Raw genomic sequence first — 2,076 nt, 5'->3', positions numbered from 1 at the left:
CTGGGAGCCACGCTATACATGCCTGCAACACGGGAAGATATTGCTGATGCCGTCCTGCATGGGAAAATCCCGGGTTTGCGCTCTCTGGTAATTTGCCTGGAGGATGCTGTCAGTGAAGCAGACATCCCCGTCGCCCTCAAAAATCTGGAGCACCTGCTGCACGAGCTCAGTAACAGCATGCGTAGCCTGGGTAAAAATGACTGGCCTCTGGTGTTCATTCGCCCCCGGCATGCCGAAATGGGCAGATGGTTAAAAGCGCATTATGATCTTTCCGCTGTCGACGGGTTTGTGTTGCCGAAATTTACCCTCAGTTCGTTAGCTGAATGGTGGGATATCATGGGCGGGACTCACCTGTGCATGATGCCAACGCTGGAAACAGAAGACGTCTTTGACGTGGTTCAGATGCGCGAGCTGGCCACCCATCTGGTGGAACATCCCTGCCACGACCGCATTATTGCGCTTCGAATCGGCGGCAACGATCTTATGAACGTTGTGTCGCTTCGCCGTCCCCGGGACCTGACGCTGTATGACAGCCCGATGGGCTACGTCATCAAAATGCTCGTTTCGGTCTTCGGCCCGCGTGATTTTGCCCTGACCGCGCCCGTATGTGAGCATATTGACGATCATGCCGTTATGGCCAGAGAGCTGGCTCTTGATATGGCACATGGGCTTGTTGGGAAAACGGCCATTCACCCGGGTCAGATAGAGGTCATTCAAAACGCGCTGATGGTCACTCAGGGTGAGCATTCTGACGCTCTGCGGATCCTGAACTCTACCCAGGCCGTGTTTAAGTCGCAGGGAGCAATGTGTGAACCCGCCACACATCGCCGCTGGGCGGCTGGCATTCTGGACAGAGCTCGTTTTTATGGGTTACAGAACGAGCAAAGCGCTGATGGAATCAGATTACTTACCGTGACCCAGCATCATTAAGGAAATCATAATGGGGTTCAGGTTCAGAAAGTCGATCAACATTATTCCTGGTGTTCGCCTCAACCTGAGTAACGGTGCACCGAGCCTGAGTGTCGGGACGAGAGGTGCTTCCGTTTCTTTTGGAAGCCGGGGGACCTATGCCAATCTGGGCTTGCCCGGTACCGGGCTGAGTTACCGTACCCGGCTTGACCGGGCCGCGCGTTCCGGAGGTGGGAACCGGACGGCTACCGACCCGGGGCTCAGACAGGCGCTTGAGCAGGCAGCCGCTGATCTCATGTCAGCGGTGACCGCAATCCGTAATATTCACGAGCTGACGCCGGATCCCAAAACAGGCATCAGCTGGGCAGAGCTGGAAGCAGTATACCTGCATAACAGAACGTCGCCTTTTCAGCTTCCGGCACCGGTGCGTCCAGAAAAGCCAGACTACCTTGCATTGCCGGAAAAGCCTGCCGAGAGCGAAGGCATTAGTTTTCTGGGTAAATGGTTTGAATCGGAATCAGCTAAAGCTGAGCGCCACGCCGAAAACCTTCGCAGGTGGCAGCAGGAGCTGATTGATGTGGAGCGTGAGAATACCCTTCGACAGCACCGGTACCAGCAACAACGGACGGCCTGGGCCGAACAGTATGCAAACTGGAAGTTTGAGGCTGAAGAACATGAAAAACGGCTCGCCACGGCTCAGGCAGATGCCCGGCAGCAGTTCCGCACAGACGCCGCGTTTTTCGAATCATACCTGGCGGGTGTGCTGGCAGAAACTGAATGGCCGCGTGAAACGCTTGTTGCATTTGAAGTAAAGCCGGAGCTATCAGCAGTCCTGCTGGACGTTGATTTAGCTGAGATTGAAGATTTCCCTGATAAGATTTACGGCGTTAATGCCCGGGGCACGGAGCTGACGGAAAAAGCCATGACGCAAAAAGCCGTACGCGAAAACTATGCCCGCCACGTCCATGGCTGCTTGTTCCGCCTGGTCGGTATCGTTTTACATACGCTACCGTTCGACAACGTGATTGTGTCAGGCTTTACGCAACGGGTCAGTAAACGGACCGGCTATCTGGAGGATGAGTATATCCTGTCCTGCAAATGCACTCGTAGCCAGATGTCGTCAGTAAATTTTGCAGGCATAGAACACATTGATCCGGTTGAAGCGTT

2 protein-coding genes are annotated in these 2,076 nt (G+C 54.7%); both read left to right on the top strand.

Annotated elements, in window-relative coordinates:
• On the top strand, window positions 1-930 hold a 930-nt coding region (locus ACOTYN_RS26150; RefSeq protein ID WP_421634799.1), incomplete at its 5' end, for an HpcH/HpaI aldolase/citrate lyase family protein.
• A 10-nt stretch (window positions 931-940) separates the two neighbouring features.
• A partial coding sequence (locus tag ACOTYN_RS26145; protein ID WP_421634798.1) for a DUF4236 domain-containing protein occupies window positions 941-2,076 on the top strand: 1,136 nt, incomplete at its 3' end.

Origin of the sequence: Enterobacter cloacae complex sp. IR5458 (assembly GCF_049238025.1) — a bacterium.
GTDB lineage: Bacteria > Pseudomonadota > Gammaproteobacteria > Enterobacterales > Enterobacteriaceae > Enterobacter > Enterobacter kobei.
The sequence above is the reverse complement of the archived record's forward strand: the minus strand, read 5'-3'. Positions and strand labels throughout refer to the sequence as shown.